Genomic DNA, 20,853 nt, shown 5'->3' with positions numbered 1-20,853 from the left:
GAGATTCTCCTTAATAAAAATAAAAATTTATGAGTTTTTTAGAATGTAATTTTTATTCTATTCCATGCATCATAGTTTCTAATCTTTTCCTCATTAGGAATAATATCAAAGCCGCTATAATCGACATCACAACAAATATCATGAAAAATGATGTAAAGCTGTTAATTGGTATTCCAAGAATATATGGTGTTGGTTGTGTAGGATCTGGATAGAGTGCACTTAACTGTCCAGCAAGTATATTAGCAAAGGCGTTTGTCAAAAACCAAATCCCCATTAGCAGACATGTGAATCTTGCAGGTGAAAGTTTAGATACCATTGATAATCCAATTGGAGATATACATAGTTCACCAAATGTGAAAAGTACGTAGGCGACAATAAGCCACAGTGGACTGATACTGGCACCATCATCCAGTGTTTTTGAAGCAAAAACTAGGATCATGAAACCTACGGATAGCATTAATAAACCACCTGACATTTTAAGAGGGATTGATGGTTTTTTTCCCTTATCTTTTAATTTTAACCATAGTGCTGCAAAAAATGGTGCAAATAAAAGGATTGCAAGGGGATTTACAGACTGGAACCATGGAGCCGGTATTGTAAAGTTAATTGCAGTTATAACCCTATCAACATGTTGTTCGGCCAGGAAAGTTAAAGATACTCCTGCTTGTTCAAACGCAGCCCAGAAGAATATTCCAAAGAATGCCAGTATAACAATTACCATTATTCTCTGCTTTTCTACCCAAGTTAAAGTTTGATCATTACAGTTATCCGGGTCATACTGATGATTTGGAACATCCCCCACAGCACCACCCTCTGGATCTACCAAATACTTATTCTTACCCAATATGAAGATAACAAGTCCTAGCAACATTCCAATTCCAGCAGCTAAAAATCCATACATGTAATAAGCAGGGTTATTTTCACCTACTAATAATCCAATGATAATTGGAGAAATCAATGCCCTAAATTTATGCCCATATAAAATATTGTAAATGCTGAATCTCTTCGTCCATCATTATCTGAATATAAAAATCCGACCATCGATGATATGTTGGGTTTAAAAAATCCATTTCCCAATACAAGCAAAAATAACCCTAACAAGAAAAATACTGTCTGATTATTGAACACAAAAAATGAATTCGTTATAGCTACAGATTGGGGAGAATATAAATAACTGCTTGTTGCAAGTGAAAACTGCCCCAATGCCATCAATAAACCTCCGAAGATAATGGATTTTCTATTACCCCAATATCTATCGGCAATATAGCCACCAATTAGTGGTGTTAAATATACCATGCCGGTGTAATAACCGTAAATACTTGATGTAAAGGCAGTACTGAAAAACATAGCTTTAATCATATAAAGCGATAAAATAGCTCTCATACCATAGTAACTGAAACGTTCCCACATTTCTGTTGTGAAAAGTAGATATAATCCTTTAGGATGTTGTTTAAGCATATTAGACTCCATTAATCATAATAATTTATAGAACCAATTAAAAATCATTAAGAATATATTATATTAAAGTATAATGGAAAAATTAACATATATAAACTTATTTATTATCAATCAATAACTTCATATTAATTTAATAGCGATTTTGGAATAATATTTTTGAATTAACAGTGAAAATATTGTTTCAAATATTATTGTCTTAAACTCTCAATACTATTTTAGATGAGATTTATCTGGAGAATCTTAACAATTTTACTTGAAAATCACTAAATATTTATAAAATTTATTAAAAAATTAGTCATTTAATTATAAAAAATGATTCTACCATTCATTTAATCAAATGGTATTATATTTATCTGCTATGAATCTATAAATAGTAAGAAAGTTTAAAGAACTTAATCTGAATTAAAAATAATTTGTAGGTTGGTAAAATATGATAGTTAATGAATGGTGCATGTACTGCGGGGAATGTGCAGGTGTTTGCCCTCGCTGTTTAATCGAAGTCCGCGAGACAAGTTTAATTTTCAACGAAGAAGGATGTAAAGACTGCAGGATATGTGTTCAAGTATGTCCTGTCAATGCTTTAGCCAAAGAGGAATAAAAGGGAGATGTGGTTATGAAGTTAATAGAGACAGATGTGCTTGTAATAGGAGCAGGTCCTGCTGGATCATCCACTGCAAAACATGCTGCTTTAAACGGGGCAGATGTTATTCTGATGGATAAAAAATCTGAAATAGGTGCACCTAAAAGATGTGCTGAAGGTGTTTCGAAAGATGGCCTTAAAAAACTTGGAATTGAACCAAGTAGTAGATGGGTTACTAAAGAACTTAGTGGAGTAAGATTAGTTTCTCCAAATGGTACTGACGTCTGGATGAGGGAAGACCAAGTGAAACTTCCTGAGGCAGGTTACATACTTGAGAGGAAAGTCTTTGACAAGTTCATGGCAATGGACGCTGCAAGAGCAGGTGCAACCATCATGATTAAAACCCTTGCAAGGGGTATGAGAAAGGACTTTGATAGCTATGTTGTGAGCTGCGAGAGTATGGGAGAGGACTTTGAGATCAAGGCTAAGATAGTTGTAGGTGCAGACGGGCCAGAATCCCGGGTTGGAAGATGGGGCGGTCTAAAAACTGCTGTTAAACCTAAAAATATGGAATCCGGAATTCAATTTGAAATGGTTGGTCTTGAAATGGAAGATCCTAACTGTATCGAATTCTACTTTGGAAGTGTTGCACCCGGTGGATACGCTTGGATCTTTCCAAAGGGCGATGACATAGCAAATGTTGGTCTTGGAATTGTATCAACAGAAACAAATAAAAGCGCCTACGAACATCTACTAGAATTTGTTGCTAATTGTCCCGCAACCAAGAATGCACAACCGGTTGAACTTAACATTGGCGGAGATCCAGTGGGCGGAATGCTGAAAACACTGGTTTCAGATAATGTAATTATAGTAGGAGATGCTGCAGGACATGTTAACCCACTAACAGGTGGAGGAATCATTACTGCACTTGAAGCAGGTATGTACGCAGGAGAAGTAGCTGCAGCTGCTGTTAAAGAAGGAGATTATTCTGAAAAAAGATTAAAGGAATACCAGGATAAATGCAAAAAAGAAATTGGAGACTCCTTTGAGAAATACTTGAAAACAAAGGATTATATGCTAAGCCTTTCAGATTCTGATCTTGATTCAATAGCAGAAGCATTTAAAGATACAGAATTTGAGAATATAAGCACCACTGAACTAGTAAAATTACTTATAAAAGTATCTCCAAAGGCTCTTCTAAAATTAGGAAAACTTTTCTAGATACTTACTTATTTTATTTTTACATTTTATTTTTTTGAAAAGTTTTTGTAGTATTAAAAGCTTTAATTATTAGTTTAGTTTCCTTAATTTCAAGTAAAAAAATTTATTTTATATTCTATTTATTTATAATGGAATGTTGTGGAAGAAAAGTATGTAAATTATACTGATCAAGAAAAACAGCATTGCTATTTGATGATAGAGAATATCTGCTATATCAAACATCTTATCCTTCTGTGTGAAAAGAGAAAGATAAAGTGGTATGGTTGCCAAAAATGCGGGTAAAACTGCTACAGCAAATTGTATTAGATTCATATCTCCTACTAAAAATGCATAAACCAATATGATTCCTGAAATAAGTGTAAGGGCACTTGCTGCAGTTTGTTTAGATTTGTACATAATATAAGTGCCCATGCTTGCTGTATACATAAAAATGTAAACACTCAATGGAACAATGAAAATATTTCCTAACAGCACTGCACAAGAAGCCATTCTGAGTATAGAATTGGTTGCAGTACTCGAAAAAGGAGCAAATATTGTATCTTTAAGTCTTATTGGTGGAACAGTATAAATTAATTGATTCAGTAGCATTAACCCTAATATAATTGTAAATGAAAATCTGAGAGTTGTCACAGCAATAACAAATACAGAGGATATAATAATTGTACAGAATAGTATTATCCATTTTTTTTCAACATGTTCCTGAATAAATGGTCTTTTCTGCTTTTTTTTATCCTTTCTGTCATATTCCAAGTCAGTGAGATCATTTAGACTGTATAAAGCTCCCCAAAGTGCAGATACTAGTATAAGACCTTCGAGTATTTCAAATGGATTGTTTATAAATATATCTGCAAAATAAGCATAGGTAAGAACCAAAAGATACATATTAATGTTTTTAGCAGCCCATGATATTCTTGTGGACTTTATTAAAGTTTTTATCATTTTTCCCCTTTGATAATTCTTTACAACTCATTAATGAACTTTTTTAGAAATATTGTTCTGCATTAATATTCAGTATCATTATTGGTACATTACCTTAAAATAAACCTATCTAATCATTAAAGTGCTATTCATTATTTTCCAATGCCTGACAAATGAATCTGGGTTTAGATCCATATTTATGAATATATTGCTCAATGAGCTTTTCATCAACATCAAAATATTCTTTTACTATTTTAAGTGTTTCTTGTGAGGAGTAGGATATTTCTACCACTTCAAATAATATTTTCATAAAAGCAACAATGATACGTGACAGAATTCCTAGGTCGGTGAAAATATCGTATTTTTTCCCCAGGAAATAAACCCTCCATGCAGTTTGCAATACTATGTTAATTTCTTTAAAAGATTTTCTTTCGTTAATATATTCCCATATACAATAAAGATAGAATTTTATTGAATTGAATCCTGCATGTGCAGTCCATACACTAAAACCTACATTATTGTTATCCAGTAAATGGGAATCATGAAACCTGTCTGCGAAAAGTACAACATCAAACTTTGATAAATTTTTATATACTTCTTCCTTAGATTTTGCATTTCTGTCCTTCTTTAAAAAGTTGTAGATCTCTTTGAAAACTTCTTCTGAATTAGAATCAACATCTTTGATGGTGAATTCTACATCATAAACATTTAACCCCAATTCATCCATTGCAGCATATATGTTTGCAGATTTACCAGTACCAGGAGCCCCAATCACGTGAATTATTCTTCCCCTACTATTTTTAAGGCTTTTGAATTTGTTGTACAAATTTTTATAGGATTCTGTAATAACAAATACACCATTGTCTGAGATAGAGTTAATCTTATACTTTCCCATAGCTATTGATTAGACTTTTAAATATAATAATTAAACCAAATTCTATTACAGTATAATCCTAAATTTCTATTTTTAAATTAGAAAAGTACTGTGCTTACAAATTTGATACATTGATTTATTAACTTTAAATACCATAAATAACGAATATCGAAGTTTAAACAATTACAAGTAGGTGTTTAAATGGCTAAATATAGGTGTACTGTCTGTAATTATTTATATGATGAAGATGAAGAGGGTAAAAAATTTAAAGAACTGCCTGATGATTGGAGGTGTCCAGTTTGTAACTCTCCTAAGAGTGTTTTTATTTTGCTTACAGAAGAAATTGAAGAATATGAAAAGGGTGATACAACAGTTTCTGATATTCTTGTACAACAGATGGTTGAATTGGGCCTCAAACATGTATTTGGTATTCCAGGAACCTCAATTTTAGGAGTGGTTGATGCAATCAAAAAGAATGATAAACTTGAATTTATTCAAGTGAGGCATGAACAGACAGCTGCGTTTATGGCATCAGCATATGGTAAGCTTACAGGAAATGTTGCAGCTTGTTTAAGTGTTGCTGGGCCGGGGTCAACCAACCTTGCCACAGGACTATACGATGCAAAGCTCGATAATTCTCCTGTAGTTGCATTAACAGGTATGGTTCAAAGGCAGCTGATTGGGCCGGGTTCGTTCCAGGAAATTGATCAGTACTCGTTTTTCGAGCCACTCACCGTTTTTAATAAGATTCTCATGTCAAAGGAACAGACAACAACTCTTTCTACACTGGCAATTAAACATGCAATTGTTGAACATGGTGTTTCACATATTGGAATTCCCAATGATGTACAAAAACAATATTATTCTTCAAAAATTGTGCCATTCCGGGGAAATTTTCCAAGTAGAGCAACTAAACCAGCAGAATTTATGATCAACAAAGCAGGAAGAGTAATTGATCATTCCAGTAGACCCGTGATTATTGCGGGTTTAGGTGCCATTGATCAGGGCGAAATTTTATTAGAATTTGCAAATAAAATAAATGCTCCTATTACAACAACTTTCAAGGGAAAGGGAGTTGTTGATGAAGATGAACCTCTTTATGTTGGAAGTCACGGAGGTATAGGTTCAACTGCTTCAACTATACTTGTTGATAAAGCAGATCTAATTATTGTAGTGGGATCTTCATTTTCTGATATGACTCAAATACCCGAAAAGAAAACGATTCAGATAGACTTCAATCCAATGATGATAGCACGAAGGTTTCCAGTAGAAGTGGGATTGGTTGGAAACAGCTCTGAAATTCTCCCGGCATTGAATGATGTTGTCCAGAAAAAGGAAAGGAGAGAATATCTCATTGAAATTAAAAGTTTAAAGGATGAGTGGGTACAACTTCTAAATGAGGAAATTGATGATATAAAAGCTCCTTTAAGGGCACCTTACATTATTAATGTTCTAAACAACATGATAGCTAAAGATGCCATTGTAACTTTAGACGTTGGAGAACACTGTTGGTGGTTTGGAAGGAATTTTTGGATGAAAAAATCACAGAAGATTTTAATGTCTGGTAGCCTTGCTACAATGGGTTTTGGACTTCCAGCAGCCCTTGCATCACAGATTATGTATCCTGATAGACAAGTTATCTGTATAACTGGTGATGGTGGCTTTTCAATGGTAATGGCAGATTTTTTAACCGCAGTTAAATACAATCTTCCCATTAAGGTATTTATTTTTAATAACCAACAGTTAGGTATGATAATGCAGGAACAAAAAATGGAAGGATATCCAAATTGGCAGACAGAACTCCAAAACATGGACTATGCAGCATTTGCCAGGGAATGTGGAGGAGTAGGAATAACTGTCAAAAATCCAGATGAACTCCCAGATGCAGTATCTAAGGCTCTTTCATCTGATAAACCAGTAATTGTAGATATTGATACAGATCCTGTGCGATTTGTTTGATAAGTTGTTAGTAAAGGATAATAATTGAATTGGAGAAATAAAATGGTTCAGGATTCTGAAGAAAAATTAATCAGCATTAAAAACACCCCTGAAAATCGTGACAAATGCCACTGTAAGGTGTGTCCAAGTTATCCCTATAAATGTAGTGGAGAGTCTCTTTACTGTAGTAAAGGACCCAGTAAATGTGATATTGATCCCGAAGTCTGTATATGCAATACATGCCCAATTTTCTTTGAATATAAACTGAAGGGTATTTACTTCTGTAACAAAGAGATGATTGGTGAAAGCAGAAGCTTCATGCGTAAAAAGAAAACAAATGAAAATGATTCAATATACCAGACAATTGTGGATATTAAAGATTCTAGTGCCATGGATAAGAGTGTTATAGGATCTATGGGTTCCCTTAAGGAATTGCCATTCTCACTTGAAGATCTTTACTTTGTGCCTGCGCAAGTAAAGCATATTCCACTAAATCTGGAGGATCATGTTAATACTGAAATTTCTATTGGTGTTGAAGCAACTAAACCATTGAAGATAAAAAGCCCTATTATGATTTCAGGCCTTAGCTATGGCGCCGTATCTAAAATAACCAGGTTAGTAATATCAGAAACCGCTTCAAAATTGAAAATTGGGTTTAATTCAGGTGAAGGAGGAGTTTTGACCGAAGAAATTGAAGATAATACGGAAAATATTATTGTACAATATTCGACAGGACGCTTTGGTGTAGATGAAAAAATACTGAAAAATGCTGGTGCAATTGAAATAAGATTTGGACAAGGTGCATATCCTGGTAAAGGCAGTTACCTGCCAGCTGAAAAGATGACAACAGAAATTGCAGAGAAGAGAGGTCTTGAAAAAGGTGAAGCATCCTACTCCCCTGCCCACCATCCAGACATTCTTAATCCTGATGATCTTAAAAATAAAGTATCTTGGCTTAAGAAAATCAGTTCAGGAGTACCAGTAGGGGCTAAAATTGGTTGCGGGAATGTAGAAGAAGATGTTAAAATATTAGTGGAATCAGGGGTAGATTTTATAGCCTTAGACGGTTTTGGTGGAGGAACAGGGGCCACAGATAAATATGTAAGGGAAAATGTAGGAATCCCCATATTCACCGCCATTCCAAGAGCATTTAAACTGCTTAAAGACCTTGGAGTAAAGAAGAGTGTTTCACTCATTGCAGGAGGAAGGTTGCGTAGTTCAGCAGACTTTGCTAAATGTCTTGCATTAGGTGCTGATGCTGTTTATATTGGAACAGCTGCTTTAATAGCAATTAACTGTGAACAGTACCGTATTTGTAATACAGGAAGATGTCCAACTGGAATTACAACCCAGAATCCACAGCTTGTTAAACAAGTTGATCTCGAAGAAAGTATTAAAAAACTAAGCAATTTCATTGGAATATCAACCAAAGAAATTGCTAACTTAACAAGGATTGTTGGTAAAAATGATGTGTCCAAGCTGGATAAAGAAGACATTGTCAGTATCAACAGAGATCTTGCTCGGGCAACCGGTGTAAAATGGGTTAATGGTGAGTACTTGTAAAAATATTTATAAACCCTTTTTCTAAATCTTTAATTGAAAATGATACACTAACAAATATTTTTCAAATCAAAAAGGAGATTACATGAATAGAGAAAGGAATTTAATGATAGAAAAAAGCATTTTAGGTTCAGAAAAAGGATGGGAACTCATATTTGATTCAATTCCTGATTTAATTGCCATACTCGATACAGATCACAGGATTGTCAAAGTTAACAGGGCCATGGCAGATAAGGTTAATAAATCCCCCAATACGCTAATGGGCGCCATATGTTACCATGCATTACATAACTCTGAAAAACCACCTGATAACTGTCCACATGCACAGCTCCTAAAAGATGGGTTGGAACATTCCTCGGAAATTTATGAGGAAAATCTTGGAGGATACTTCATTGTAACTGCATCTCCAATTAGTGACAATGGTGGTAAATTAATTGGAAGTATTCACATTGCACATGATATCACCAAACGAAAAGAAATAGAAGAAAAACTTGAAAAAACACTTCAGGAAAAGGATATCCTGATGAAAGAAATATACCACAGGGTAAAAAATAATCTTATGGTAATATCAAGCCTTCTAAGCCTTCAATCTAGATATATTAAAGATAAAGACACCAAGGAAATTTTCAGGGAAAGTCAAAACAGGGCCAAATCAATGGCATTGATACATGAAAAGCTCTATAAATCAGAGGACCTTAAACATATAAATTTCACTGAGTACCTTCAAAAACTTTCAAATGACCTGTATAACACATACACCACCGATAAAAATATTGTGAAACTTGTTTTAGATGTGGATAATATCATATTTGATGTTGAGATCTCCATTCCCCTCGGATTAATCCTAAATGAATTACTAACCAACTCCTTGAAGCATGCATTTCCAGATGGTAGAAATGGCGAAATAAAGGTAGAACTGCACTTGGAAGAGGATAGTCGATATTATCTTTCTGTAGCGGATAATGGAATTGGTCTTCCTAAAGATCTGAATCTCCAAAAAACAGGAACACTGGGAATGCAAATAATAAACAGTTTAACTGAGCAGATAAATGGGAAACTAGTCCTCGACTCAAATATGGGCACTAAATTTACCATATTTTTCAATGATCAAGAAGAAATTGATTAATTGGAATAATACAAATTCTTATTCCAATTTTTTATCTCAAAAATAGATTTTTTTTATGAATTCTTTGTTGATTAATATTGTTTTTGATCATTACAAAATTCAGTCTTTTTCCAATATTATTCCATATATTCAAATAAAATATATTAGACTTCTCCATTTTGAAATATTGATATATTTAACTTTAGAACAATTACAAATTGGATAGAATATGAGATAATTAATAGAAAAACTTATTCAATATGAGAGCAAGATACTTTTTTAAGAATATTATATCATCAAATGTGTTTTTGAGGTATCAAAATGGAAGAATCTGCAAATGTGAACATAGAGGTTAAGATAGGGGCACTTAGAAAAAATTTGTTAGATTTGACCATGAGAAACAAGCTTCTTAACTTCAAACCTCAAGCCAGATCAATAAGGGTTGTTGATGAAATTCCAACAGAGATATACCAGTTAATGGTTTTAGAAGACAAAAAATTACGATTCATGCCCAGAAAGGCCAATGAATCCAATAAAAAAACAATTGCCAAAAATCTTGAGGAAAAAAATAACATTGATCAAAATGCAATAGATGAAAATAATGTTGATATCGAAAGCACCGATGAAACTCCAATAAAATTAGACGCTGAAAGAATTGACAAAGAAGAATTAAAACTTAAAAAATTGGATATCAGTGATAAAGAAGCTTCATTATTATGGAAATTACCACTACCCAATCAGAAGGTAGGAAAAAAACATAGAAATCTACTTTTACAAACCAATCATGAAGCTGAAGAACTTCAAAAACGTCTTTTTTACATCAATCAACAGTCAAAATCTATGCTTGAAGAACAGGGATATAATATACTGTATCTGGCATTAGGATTTCTTGAATGGAATGAAAATAATGAACCTGATGTTATGAGGAGAGCACCTTTGATCCTCATACCTGTAACACTTGAGCGTAAAAAAGTAAGGGGCTCTTTCAAATTAGTTTGGACTGGTGAAGATATCATACCAAACATTTCTCTCCAGGAAAAATTACTTGAACACGGAATAGAATTGCCTGATTTTGAAATGCCCGAACAAAAAGAAGGGATATATCATTACTTTGAATCAGTTGTTGAAGCTATAGAACCAATGAAAAACTGGAAGATTATTTATGATATTTACTTGAACTTCTTCAGTTTCACTAAGTTCGTTATGTTCAAGGATCTTGACCCTGAAAGCTGGTATGGGTTGTCAATTACAGAAAATAGTATTATTAGGGCTTTATTTGATCATCCTGAAGATTTGAATGGATCAGAGTTCCTTGAAGAGGATGTGGATAAAAGACTTAGATCAGATAAAATTTATCATGTAGTTGATGCGGATTCTTCTCAGATAGCTGTTATAGAAGAGTCAAAATCTGGAAAAAACATGGTTGTAGAGGGGCCTCCAGGCACAGGAAAATCCCAGACAATTGTGAATCTTATTTCCGAGTTAATAGCCAATGACAAGACAGTTCTATTTGTTAGTGAAAAAATGGCTGCTTTAGAAGTGGTTAAAAATCGTTTAGACAGTATTGGATTGGGAGAGTTTTGTCTTGAACTTCATAGCCATAAATCCAACAAGAAAAATGTTTTAAAAGGACTTGAAAGAAGCATTTATAGTCATCAGGAGCCTCTTCGTTCACTTGACGAAGAATTTGACGAACTTGAGAGACTGAAAATGGAACTGAATCAGTACAATCATGTACTGCATACACCTCTTGGAAAATCTGGTTTTTCACCTTTCAATCTATTTGGTATGAAGGAAGAAGCAATTCAACACTTCAAAAAGGTTAAAAGGAATATTTCAAGGGCACATATCGTAAACCCTGAACAGCACAGCTCCAAAGAATGGAAAAGTGCAATTTCAACTCTTAAAAATGTATCAGAAGTTATTAAACCCCTTAAACCCATTTCAAAAAATCCTTGGTACAATACGGAACCAGGAACCATTCTTCCAACAGATAAGGAAGATATTATAGAACTTCTAAAAAATTGTGTTTCAACACTGAACGATGTTGAAGCTGATCTATATGAACTGGTGGAATTGACAGGTATCAGAAAACCATTAAATAAAAGCGAAATGGATAATTCAATTAAAATAGCTGTTTTAATTGCTTCACCTGTCACAACAGACCCAGAAGTACTAAACAATCCCCTCTGGGAAATTGGAAGAAGCGACATTATCAAGATTATAGATCTCTTAGGGGTTTTTAACTCCAACAATGAAAAACTTAAAAAAAGGTTTAAAAAAGGAGTTTTAAATACAGATATCCAACATTTGATTGATGAATACATGGAAACCTCTACAAAATTCCTAAAAACATTTAGAGGCAGATATAAAAAATCCAAAGACAAAATTGCACAACTTTACAATGATACTGTTCCTGAAGAAGACCATGTTATAATTAGCGATCTGGAATCGTTGAAAGAATGCCAGCAAATCCTTAAAAAGATAGATGAACTGGATTCTGAAGCTAGAGAAGTGTTTGGAAAGGAATGGAAGGGACATAAAACAGATCTTGAAAAAATAAAAGAACTTGCTGAATGGGTATTGACTCTTAAAAAACTATTAAAAACGGGTAAAATAACAGAAAGAACCTTTGATATAATTATAAATGAACCAGATTCAGCTAAGATCAATGGTTCTATTCAGAAACTTTCCAAGGACTATAATAAATTTCTAAATGTTTACAACGGCATTAAAAAGTATATTAAAATAGATGAAGAACTGGTGTTTGGACGCAAATCAAGATTGGTCCAATTCCATGCATTAGAATCTAAAATGGAAGATTACCAAAAAGGAATGCCACTTCTACAAAAGTGGTCTCAGTTAACAGCAATTTTAGCTGAAAAACCTAGTGAGATTGTTAATCCCATAATAGAATTGATAAAAGCAGATAAAATTGAAATTGAAGATATAATTCCCTGTTTAAAGGCCAACTTTGCAGACGATCTTCTGAGAAATGCTTTCCTAAACAATCCTGTTCTAGCCAATTTCATTGGGGAAATTCATGAGCGCAAGATCAGCAGGTTCATTGATCTTGACAGGAATGTTATTTCCCTTAACCGAAGAAGAATAGCCAATATAATATCTGGACATAGACCTCAAATAAATAGTGTTGCTTCTCGTAATTCTGAATTAGGAATTCTTTTAAGTGAATTCAACAGGAAAAGAGGGCACATGCCTATTAGGAAACTTTTATCCAATGCGGGTGGACTAATACAGAGGATTAAACCATGTTTTATGATGAGTCCGCTTTCTGTAGCACAGTTCATTGATCCAAAGAATTCGCAGGATCTGCGCTTCGATGTGGTGATTTTTGATGAAGCAAGCCAGGTAAAACCCGAAGATGCTCTTGGAGCATTTTTAAGAGCCAATCAAGCCGTTGTAATGGGTGATACTCGTCAGCTGCCACCAACATCATTTTTTGATATAATGTTAGAGACAGATGAAAATGAAGATTATGAAATTGCATCGCTTTCAGATATGGAAAGTATACTCCATCTCTGTAAAGGAAGATTTCCCACCAAAATGCTGAGGTGGCACTACAGAAGCAGACACGAATCACTCATAGCTTTATCAAATCAGGAATTCTATGATAATAATTTATTGATTTATCCTTCACCATGTCATGAAACAACTACCCTTGGTTTGAAGTTTGAGTATATGGAAGATACAGTATATGATCGGGGGAGAAGTTCATCTAACAGACAAGAAGCACGAAGGGTTGTTGAAGCTGCAGGTGATCACTACAAAAAGTATGGTGAAAGTAAGAGCCTAGGTATAGGAACTTTCAATATTAAACAGCAGCAAGCAATTCTTGAAGAAGTTGAACTTTACCTTAGAAAACATCCTAAACTCGAAAAGTACTTTTCAAGTGATATGGACGAGCATTTCTTTGTTAAAAATCTTGAAACAATTCAAGGTGATGAAAGAGATGTAATATTTATTAGTGTAGGATATGGGAAAGATGAAAATGGACATTTGAGTTTAAACTTCGGCCCTTTAAATAGAGAGGGCGGTGAAAGACGTTTAAATGTTTTAATTACACGTGCACGGGAAAAATGTATTGTATTCTCAAATTTCAGATACTCAGAAATGAATTTGAATGAAAATGCTGCCTTTGGACTCAGGGCACTGAAATCTTTCCTTAAATATTCAGAAACTAAAAGACTGGAAAGCACTTATCAATCAGGGGAAGATACTGAAACTGCATTTGAAGATTCACTCTTCCAGTTTTTAAAAGCACACAAATATGATGTTCATAAACAGGTTGGTTGTGCAGGTTTCAGAATAGATCTTGCAGTTTTAGATCCTTCTGATAATGGGAGATATTTACTTGGAATTGAATGTGATGGAGAAAGTTATCATAGTTCACCAGTTTCAAGGGATAGGGACAGACTCCGCCAGCAGATACTTGAGGGATTAGGATGGCATATATACAGAGTATGGTCAACAGATTGGTACAGAAATCGTGCTGAATCAGGAAAAAGACTTTTAAAAGCTGTTGAGAATGCTAAGAATCTGAAACCCATTGTGAGTAATGTTGATGAAAAATCCGAGGTCTCGCTTGAAGATAGATTATCAGAAGAATATGAACCAGCATATGAAAAGAATATTCCTGATCAAAAGAAACCAGCAACAATAATCAATCAGCTATCCAATGAATTACCAGTTTTTGATGAAACCTACAACAGAGTAAATGAAATATCAGAAGACACATTAAATGAAAATCGAGAAGTAGCTGAAAACCTAATTGATAATAATGATTCCATGGAAGACCCTGATCCTGTTAAGGATTATACTACTTGTGTAGAACTGGGAATCCCTATAAGTGGCCAGATACATGAAAAATCAACTTCTGAACTTGCAAATGTGGTGTGTCAAATTGTTGATGTTGAAGGACCAGTTCATATAAGCGAAGTTGTAAGACGTATAAGGATAGCATGGGGGCTTAAAAGAGCAGGAAAAAGAATTCAAGATGCCCTAATGGAAGGCATATTGCAAGCACAGGAAAATGGAGTTGTGACTGTTAAAGATGAATTTTTATACCCTAATAATCGTGCCATAATTGTACGTCGCCGCTCTGGAGATCCACCTGCAAAAATAAATCTGATATGTGATGATGAAATTGCTGAAGCAGCAAAAATTGTTATCAAAACTCAATATGCATCACCAATGGACGAAATAGTAAGACAAACCTCCAGACTATTTGGAATCAAAGTAACTCGAGGAGCAACAGCACAGCGTATTGAAATAGTGGTTCAAAAACTTATTGATGAAGGTGAACTGGAAATTCAATCTAATAATATGGTAAATCTTTCAAAATCATAAAATATAAGCTCATTTCTTAATATTTTAATTAATTTTTTTTATTCCAGAATTATAATATATCGTAAAAATAATAGAATTGATTTATAATGAAAATTAAAAGTAACAACATAATTAAGTTATATTTATTCTAAAAATATTTCTTTAAAATTGAGGAAATCTTATGAAAATACCATGTATTACAGATGAATCACTTTATAGGCCAGAAGCAGTTAGATGGAGAGAAAGAATGAACTTGCTCCAACCAGTTGGAGATGTAGTTGTTGTGTTACCATGCAGTATGCGAAAACCCTATTCTTCGTCTAAATCCCACACTATTTTTATGAGAGCAACAAAAAATATTCAGGAAGCTATTTTAACATCTCCGTTTGGTGTTTGTCCCCGTGAAATGGAACGTACATATCCTATACAATCATATGATACATCAACAACAGGAGACTGGTCAAAGGAAGAAATAGACGTAACAGGAGAATGTTTAAAAAATTATGTAGCAGGAAAAAATGTTATAGCCCATGTTTCTGGTGGTTACAGAGAAGTGTGCGAAGCATATTTGGATGATGCAGTATACACCTGCAATGATGGGAGAACAACATCATGGGATTCTATGGATAATCTTAAAATGGAAGTTAAAAAATATCCCCGGGTTAAAACCAAGGAAAAACGATTAAAAGGATTCAGATCCATTGCAAGATACCAGTTTAGAACCCCCAAAGCAGATTTATTAATTCCAGAAGGAACCAAAGCTGTTGGAAGATTCACCAGGAGAATGTTATATGAAAAAGAACAAATAGCCACATTGTCCTTTGAAACCGGTTTATATTCGCTTAATTTAAAAGGCGGTGAGAAATTAAAGGAAATTGGTGTAAACTGGGTGGAAATTGATTTTGATATGAAAACCAATACACTCTTCAATCCAGGAGTAATTAATGCAGACCCCAATATAATACCCAAAGATGAAGTTGTAATCTTAAGAAACAACGAAGTAGTGGGAGTTGGTAAAGCTGTATTAAGTGGTGAAGAAATGATAAAATCAACCAAAGGTGTTGGTGTCCGTGTTAGGCACAGAGTTAAATAGTTAGATCTATAACCATTAATTTTATAAATTTTATAACATATGGATTGTACAAGTATAAATAGCATAAATGTGAAAAAATAGAAATACTTTATTTTATGTTGAATAAATGTGTAACAAAAATATATATTTATATGTACGTTTATTCTGGTAATAAATCATTGAAATTGAATGTTAAAAGTATAAATAAATTTTCGAGGGATAAAATGTCAGAAGAACTAGTAGAAAAATTAAGAACAGCACTTTCATCAGTGGCAGATCCCCACATGGGAGTCAGCATTGTTGAAATGGGACTTGTAACAGGAATTGAAGTTGATGAAGAAGCAAAAACAGCTAAGATTACAATTACACCTACTAACCCCGGATGCATGAGCGCAGCAAACATGGCCATGCAGGCTAGAACCGCTGCAGAAGGTCTTGATGAAATAGATAAGGCAGAAATTATTGTCGAAGGACACATGATGGCTGATGCAATCTGCGACATGGTAAATAAATAAAAATGATCCATTGGAACATCGCAGCCCTTGTTGGTGTTCCCGGTGTTGGTAAAACTTCGCTCTGCATAAGCGCAGCAGGGGTTCTTGGATACAGATATGTGAACTATGGAGAGTTAATGCTGGATGTGGCCAAGTCTCGAAATCTTGCTACAAACCGGGATGAAATGTTCAATCTGAGTATTGAAGTCCAAGAATACCTCTGGAAAACTGCAGCAATCAAAATTAAGGACATGCAAGTATCTTCCAATAAGATACTTGTAGATCTCCATGGTGTAGACCGATCTAATATTGGTTATATCATATCTCTTCCAATTGGAATAATTTCTCCAGATATAATAATTGTAGTTGAATCATCTTATGAGAATATCATTCAAAGACGAAAATCTGATAAATTTAGAGAACGTAAATTGGATAATTTGGAAAGCATCACTGAATATATGAATATACTAAGAATGTCCATGGTAGCATATTCAGTAATCTACGGATCTCACTTAACTTTACTTGAAAATGATGATTTCGAAAAATGTTTGAATGAACTGATTAAAGTTCTCAGTGAATCTTATTAATAATGATAGGATTAATGCTTCATAAATTCCTTGAAAATTAAATTTAGAGAAAAGGATATATATGATGAAGTTTAAATCTTGAATCTATCCGCATATTCCTTTGGACTATTTTGATTATAGTACAAAAACCCCTTTTTATAATAGAGGGGCCCGTGGCTCAGGCGGTAGAGCGCACGGCTGATAACCGTGAGGTCCTGGGTTCGAATCCCAGCGGGCCCATTAAAATTTTAATACTAATTTTTGATCACAAATCAAAGAATATCTTTGTAAAAATTGTAAACCTAAAAACTATCTAATTTATTTCAAAAAATTTATATTTGAGTAAAAAAAATAGTTGAATTGGAGCAATTGTTAGAATTAGGTAAATAGGTAAGTATTAATTACCACATTCTTTTACCTTATTTTCCCTTATTTTTTTATTTGTAAATCAAAATACAAATATTTTAACTTTCAATATAACATAAATTTTTATTTAGACTTATTAAGACAAATTCAATCTTAAATTGAAATATATAGCTTTCTTTCTAATACTATTGTATTTTGATTGATACTTAAATTCAAGAGTTACTTACATCAATCAATTTTAATAGTTTTTCTAATGCCATTCCAGATTCAATAGAATTCATTGCTATTTTAACCCCTTCTTCGAGGTTTTTGGCTTTTCCAGCTAAAAATAAAATGGCTGCCGTATTAACAAGACAAATTTCAAGCCGTGCATTATCTTCATTTGAACTATTTTTGCCATTCAAAACTGATTTAACAACTTCTAGATTTTCTTCAATTGTTTCCGGAGCTTTAATAAATTTAGGGTTGCATCTTTTTAAACCAAAGTCTTCGGGATAAATTTCTTCAACTTTTATATGGCCTTTTTCTAGAAAGGCAACTCTAGTCTTTCCAATTGTCGAAATTTCATCCATCGCAGGCTCATCATTTTCATCATAACCATGCACAACCATGGCACGCTTCACACCAAGATTTTTAAGTACCTGTGCAATGATATCAACGTATTCAGGGTCAAATACTCCTAACAACTGTATATCTGCATTTGCAGGCGATGTTAAAGGACCTAAAATATTAAAAACAGTTCTAATACCAAGCTTCTTTCTAATTGGCATCATTTTTTTCATTGCAGGATGGAAGTTAGGAGCAAACATGAACCCCATTCCGGCATTTTCAAGGCACAGTTCAACTTCTGCAACATTACAATTAATGTTAACTCCCAGAGCTTCGAGAATATCTGCTCCGCCACATTTACTTGTTATGCTTCTGTTTCCATGTTTTGCAATTGCAACACCTGCAGAAGCCGCAATTATAGCAGATATAGTGCTAACATTGAAGGTTTTAAATATGTCTCCACCAGTTCCACATGTGTCTACCAGTGGACAATCTAAGCTAGGCGATATTTCTATGCAAACACTTCTCATGGCCTTGACAAAACCTGTAATTTCTTCTACAGATTCTCCCTTTATTGATATTGCTGTTAAAAAAGCAGCTGATTGTATTTCTTCAGCTTCTCCACTCACCATTTCTAACATACAATTATACGCTTCACACTCGCCCAAATTGGTGTTTGACACGACTTTAGTAATACATTTCTCAATCATCTATTCCACTATCCTTCAATAAGATTTTATGCAGAATTTTTATTTAATAGTTGATTCCTTTAATTCGCGACAGAATTTACCTATCTTATCTTTGGCAAGATCCATATTATCCTGATTTTCGGTTATAATATCAATTATAGCACTTGCAACAATTGCCCCATCTGAACCCGATTTTATCACATCTTTAACATGTTCAGGCTTTGAAATTCCAAATCCTACCGCCAATGGAATATCTGTATGGTTCCTAACACGTTTAATAAGGTCTACAGTACTTTTTTTAATATCTGATCTTGCACCGGTAACTCCCATAACTGCTACAACGTACAAAAATCCAGAACATAATTTAACTATTTCAGCTAATCTTTCATTGCTAGTTGTTTGGGCAACCATGAATATCTGATCAATATTATTTTTATGTGCCGCTACAATAACTTCTTCAGCCTCTTCAGGAGGTAAATCCGCTGCTAAAATACCATTAACACCACTTATACTGGCATTTTTATAGAATTCTTCTATTCCCATTTTGTAGATGAGATTGTAGTATACCAATAAACCTATTGGAATGTCTGTAAATTTCCTGATTCGTCTAATAAATTCAAAACATTTTTTAGTTGTCATTCCAGAATTCAAAGCCCTTATATCCGCTGCCTGAACACTTGGTCCATCTGCAACAGGATCGCTGAATGGAAATCCTATTTCAAGTGCATCTGCTCCGTTATCAACGTACTTTTTAACAATTTCAATGGATGAATCAAAGTCAGGATCACCTGCAACTGCAAATGGTATGAATGCACCCTCTCCCTTATTTTTCAGTTCATGGAACATGTCTGAATAACTCTGTACATTATTGTTACAGTCACACTCATTTTTATTAGATTTCATATTTCCACTCCCATTTCCTTAGCAACTAGGAACATATCCTTGTCACCCCTGCCTGAAAGATTTATAATAATAGTTTTTCCCTTGTTTTCTTCGATTTTAGCATATTTTTCAGCGTATGCTACTGCATGGGAACTTTCTAGTGCAGGTATTATTCCTTCGTATCTTGAAAGCAGTTCAAATCCTCTTAAAGCTTCTTCATTTGTTACTGCTACATAGTCAGCGCGTCCAGTTACTTTGAGATGTGCATGCTCTGGACCAACTCCCGGATAATCAAGTCCTGCAGAAACTGAATGTGCTTCTGATATTTGGCCATCATTATTCTGTAGCACGAAGGATAATGAACCATGGAGTACTCCTTCTGTACCTTTGCATAGTGTTGCTCCTGTTCTTTTTGTTTCTACACCGTCGCCGCCACCTTCAACACCTATGAGAGCAACATTTTCATCATCCACGAAACCTGAAAATATGCCCATTGCATTGCTTCCGCCACCTACACATGCAATAACTGCATCAGGGAGTTTTTCTTCTTTTTCAAGGATTTGTTTTCTTGCTTCTTTACCAATCACACTCTGGAAATGTTTAACCATTGTTGGGTAAGGATGCGGTCCCATTGTTGAGCCAATGAGGTAATGGGTTGTTTCAATATTTGTGATCCAATCTCTGAAAGCTTCATTTATAGCATCTTTAAGAGTTTTTGAACCTGATTCAACTGGTATAACATTGCCTCCAGATAATTCCATTCTGAAAACATTGAGTTTCTGTCTTTCAATATCTTCGCTTCCCATGTAAATTTCACTTGGAATAGATAGCATTGCTCCAACAACTGCAGTTGCAATTCCATGTTGACCGGCACCAGTTTCTGCTATCAAACGCTTTTTACCCATATATTTAGCTAAAAGCCCCTGTCCTAGAGTATTGTTTATTTTATGGGCCCCTGTATGGAGCATGTCCTCTCTCTTCAAATATATTTTACATCCAAACTTTTTTGATAGGTTTTTTGCTAAATATAGAGAAGTGGGTCTTCCTGCAAATTCTTTGAGATAAAATTCAAGTTCCTTTTTGAATTTTTCATCGTCCTTGTACCTTAAAAAAGCCTGTTCCAGTTCTTCAAGTGCTGGAATTATGAGTTCTGGCACAAATGTTCCACCGTATTTCCCAAATTTACCATTTGTTATCATAGAAATCACATCCTTATACTGTATTCTTAAATTATA

General features: G+C 34.1%; 16 protein-coding genes and 1 tRNA gene. 10 read left to right on the top strand and 7 right to left on the bottom strand.

Translation table 11 applies throughout. The annotated features are described in order from the left end of the window. Positions 1-52 precede the first annotated feature (52 nt). Both DL91_RS14065 and DL91_RS14060 read right to left on the bottom strand, forming a co-directional pair. Positions 53-958, bottom strand: coding sequence for a peptide MFS transporter (locus DL91_RS14065; protein WP_369792047.1), 906 nt, complete (start codon positions 956-958; stop codon positions 53-55). Next, positions 955-1,458, bottom strand: a complete 504-nt coding sequence (locus DL91_RS14060) for an oligopeptide:H+ symporter (RefSeq protein ID WP_369792046.1) — start codon at positions 1,456-1,458, stop codon at positions 955-957. Before DL91_RS14060 ends, DL91_RS14065 begins: the two co-directional genes overlap by 4 nt. 430 nt (positions 1,459-1,888) lie before the next feature. Between DL91_RS14060 and DL91_RS13025 the strand changes: the two genes are divergently transcribed. Both DL91_RS13025 and DL91_RS02200 read left to right on the top strand, forming a co-directional pair. After that, positions 1,889-2,056, top strand: a complete 168-nt coding sequence (locus DL91_RS13025; protein WP_081882567.1) for a 4Fe-4S binding protein — start codon at positions 1,889-1,891, stop codon at positions 2,054-2,056. A 15-nt stretch (positions 2,057-2,071) separates the two neighbouring features. Then, positions 2,072-3,259, top strand: a complete 1,188-nt coding sequence (locus DL91_RS02200) for an NAD(P)/FAD-dependent oxidoreductase (protein ID WP_048190063.1) — start codon at positions 2,072-2,074, stop codon at positions 3,257-3,259. A 123-nt stretch (positions 3,260-3,382) separates the two neighbouring features. Here the strand turns inward: DL91_RS02200 and DL91_RS02195 are convergent, their stop codons facing one another. Next, a complete protein-coding gene (locus tag DL91_RS02195; RefSeq protein WP_048190062.1) occupies positions 3,383-4,198 on the bottom strand; it encodes a UbiA family prenyltransferase in 816 nt (271 codons plus the stop codon). A gap of 124 nt (positions 4,199-4,322) precedes the next feature. Next, positions 4,323-5,072 (bottom strand): acetylxylan esterase, encoded by a 750-nt coding sequence (locus DL91_RS02190; protein WP_048190061.1) that lies wholly within the window; start codon positions 5,070-5,072, stop codon positions 4,323-4,325. Positions 5,073-5,252: 180 nt separating this feature from the next. On the opposite strand from DL91_RS02190, the gene DL91_RS02185 reads away from it, so the two are divergent. The 8 genes from DL91_RS02185 to DL91_RS02150 all read left to right on the top strand — a co-directional run bounded on the left by DL91_RS02185 (position 5,253) and on the right by DL91_RS02150 (position 17,372). Next, positions 5,253-7,010 (top strand): thiamine pyrophosphate-dependent enzyme, encoded by a 1,758-nt coding sequence (locus DL91_RS02185; protein ID WP_048190060.1) that lies wholly within the window; start codon positions 5,253-5,255, stop codon positions 7,008-7,010. 42 nt (positions 7,011-7,052) lie between these two features. Further along, complete coding sequence (locus tag DL91_RS02180) at positions 7,053-8,552, top strand: glutamate synthase-related protein (protein ID WP_048190059.1); 1,500 nt, start codon at positions 7,053-7,055, stop codon at positions 8,550-8,552. Between the two features lie 82 nt (positions 8,553-8,634). Continuing rightward, on the top strand, positions 8,635-9,675 hold the full coding sequence (locus DL91_RS02175; protein ID WP_052374024.1) for a histidine kinase dimerization/phosphoacceptor domain -containing protein: 1,041 nt from the start codon (positions 8,635-8,637) through the stop codon (positions 9,673-9,675). A 300-nt stretch (positions 9,676-9,975) separates the two neighbouring features. Further along, positions 9,976-15,021, top strand: a complete 5,046-nt coding sequence (locus DL91_RS02170) for a DUF3320 domain-containing protein (protein WP_048190058.1) — start codon at positions 9,976-9,978, stop codon at positions 15,019-15,021. 160 nt (positions 15,022-15,181) lie between these two features. Continuing rightward, the gene (locus DL91_RS02165) at positions 15,182-16,093 is read left to right on the top strand and encodes a DUF5591 domain-containing protein (protein WP_048190057.1); all 912 of its coding nucleotides are present in this window, start codon (positions 15,182-15,184) and stop codon (positions 16,091-16,093) included. A 203-nt stretch (positions 16,094-16,296) separates the two neighbouring features. Then, a complete protein-coding gene (locus DL91_RS02160) occupies positions 16,297-16,587 on the top strand; it encodes a metal-sulfur cluster assembly factor (RefSeq protein WP_048190056.1) in 291 nt (96 codons plus the stop codon). A gap of 2 nt (positions 16,588-16,589) precedes the next feature. Further along, positions 16,590-17,153 carry an adenylate kinase gene (locus DL91_RS02155; RefSeq protein WP_048190055.1) on the top strand — a complete coding sequence of 188 codons (564 nt, stop codon included), beginning with the start codon at positions 16,590-16,592 and terminating at the stop codon, positions 17,151-17,153. Between the two features lie 146 nt (positions 17,154-17,299). Beyond that, positions 17,300-17,372 (top strand) — tRNA-Ile (locus tag DL91_RS02150). A 338-nt stretch (positions 17,373-17,710) separates the two neighbouring features. Here DL91_RS02150 and trpD read toward each other — a convergent pair. From trpD to trpB, 3 genes are read right to left on the bottom strand one after another with little or no spacing between them, the layout of a single operon-like run. Then, positions 17,711-18,757 (bottom strand): anthranilate phosphoribosyltransferase, encoded by a 1,047-nt coding sequence (gene trpD / locus DL91_RS02145; protein ID WP_048190054.1) that lies wholly within the window; start codon positions 18,755-18,757, stop codon positions 17,711-17,713. Between the two features lie 39 nt (positions 18,758-18,796). Continuing rightward, the gene (trpA, locus tag DL91_RS02140) at positions 18,797-19,639 is read right to left on the bottom strand and encodes a tryptophan synthase subunit alpha (protein ID WP_048190053.1); all 843 of its coding nucleotides are present in this window, start codon (positions 19,637-19,639) and stop codon (positions 18,797-18,799) included. Then, positions 19,636-20,817, bottom strand: a complete 1,182-nt coding sequence (gene trpB, locus DL91_RS02135; protein WP_048190052.1) for a tryptophan synthase subunit beta — start codon at positions 20,815-20,817, stop codon at positions 19,636-19,638. Before trpB ends, trpA begins: the two co-directional genes overlap by 4 nt. Positions 20,818-20,853 lie beyond the last annotated feature (36 nt).

The sequence above is a fragment of the Methanobacterium sp. SMA-27 genome, from assembly GCF_000744455.1.
In the GTDB taxonomy this organism is placed as follows: domain Archaea; phylum Methanobacteriota; class Methanobacteria; order Methanobacteriales; family Methanobacteriaceae; genus Methanobacterium_B.
This window is presented reverse-complemented; position numbering and strand designations above follow the sequence as displayed.

Bases quoted from the DNA above. Each gene is read 5' to 3' on its own strand.
- DL91_RS14060 (WP_369792046.1), bottom strand. From the start codon at position 1,458: ATGCTTAAACAACATCCTAAAGGATTATATCTACTTTTCACAACAGAA.
- DL91_RS13025 (WP_081882567.1), top strand. From the start codon at position 1,889: ATGATAGTTAATGAATGGTGCATGTACTGCGGGGAATGTGCAGGTGTT.
- DL91_RS02200 (WP_048190063.1), top strand. From the start codon at position 2,072: ATGAAGTTAATAGAGACAGATGTGCTTGTAATAGGAGCAGGTCCTGCT.
- DL91_RS02195 (WP_048190062.1), bottom strand. From the start codon at position 4,198: ATGATAAAAACTTTAATAAAGTCCACAAGAATATCATGGGCTGCTAAA.
- DL91_RS02190 (WP_048190061.1), bottom strand. From the start codon at position 5,072: ATGGGAAAGTATAAGATTAACTCTATCTCAGACAATGGTGTATTTGTT.
- DL91_RS02185 (WP_048190060.1), top strand. From the start codon at position 5,253: ATGGCTAAATATAGGTGTACTGTCTGTAATTATTTATATGATGAAGAT.
- DL91_RS02180 (WP_048190059.1), top strand. From the start codon at position 7,053: ATGGTTCAGGATTCTGAAGAAAAATTAATCAGCATTAAAAACACCCCT.
- DL91_RS02175 (WP_052374024.1), top strand. From the start codon at position 8,635: ATGAATAGAGAAAGGAATTTAATGATAGAAAAAAGCATTTTAGGTTCA.
- DL91_RS02170 (WP_048190058.1), top strand. From the start codon at position 9,976: ATGGAAGAATCTGCAAATGTGAACATAGAGGTTAAGATAGGGGCACTT.
- DL91_RS02165 (WP_048190057.1), top strand. From the start codon at position 15,182: ATGAAAATACCATGTATTACAGATGAATCACTTTATAGGCCAGAAGCA.
- DL91_RS02160 (WP_048190056.1), top strand. From the start codon at position 16,297: ATGTCAGAAGAACTAGTAGAAAAATTAAGAACAGCACTTTCATCAGTG.
- DL91_RS02155 (WP_048190055.1), top strand. From the start codon at position 16,590: ATGATCCATTGGAACATCGCAGCCCTTGTTGGTGTTCCCGGTGTTGGT.
- trpD (WP_048190054.1), bottom strand. From the start codon at position 18,757: ATGATTGAGAAATGTATTACTAAAGTCGTGTCAAACACCAATTTGGGC.
- trpA (WP_048190053.1), bottom strand. From the start codon at position 19,639: ATGAAATCTAATAAAAATGAGTGTGACTGTAACAATAATGTACAGAGT.
- trpB (WP_048190052.1), bottom strand. From the start codon at position 20,817: ATGATAACAAATGGTAAATTTGGGAAATACGGTGGAACATTTGTGCCA.